The following is a 578-nucleotide window of genomic DNA, read 5'->3' on the forward strand; positions in this document are numbered from 1 at the left end:
GCCAGCATCGGTGCGGTTCCGTAAGCGGTATCGCCGATGAGCCGATCCGGCTTGATGTCGAACTGTTCTTCGACCCGCTCGATCATGGTCTTGGTGCTCTCGACCTCGGCGGTTCGATGCGCTGGGGTCGGCTCCACATCCATGATCACGCCATGCTCGACATCAATCAGATAGTTCGTCGAGTAAGCGAAAAACGCCAGGCCTCCTGGCGCTGCTGTCCAACGAGAAAGTGGATCAGTCAATGACAGGCGCTTGGGCAGTGCTTCGGCCAAAGCTTCTTCATCCAGCGCTTCGAGGTACTCACGCACGGCCCGAGTACTCAGCGACGGATCGCGCCAGTTGACCTCTTCGTTGCCGGGTACGCCACGTTGCCGACTGGCATCTGCCTTGATGACACTGGCGTCCACAGCAAAACCTTCGCCCTTGACCAGACCCGCGTCCATGCAGCGACGCAGCACCTCATTGAACAGCCAGCGAAACAGCGAGCTGTCACGAAAACGACCGTGGCGATTCTTGGAAAACGTAGAGTGATTGGGGACTTCATCTTCAAGACTCAATCGGCAGAACCAGCGATATGC

The 578-nt window shown here is 57.8% G+C and carries 1 protein-coding gene; it reads right to left on the reverse strand.

The genetic code is table 11. From position 1 onward, the window contains the following. The coding region (locus ACP7E4_RS30495; protein WP_426119996.1) for a transposase at positions 1 to 578 on the reverse strand (578 nt) is incomplete at both ends.

Source organism: Pseudomonas sp. DSP3-2-3, assembly GCF_049898225.1.
Taxonomy (GTDB): domain Bacteria; phylum Pseudomonadota; class Gammaproteobacteria; order Pseudomonadales; family Pseudomonadaceae; genus Aquipseudomonas.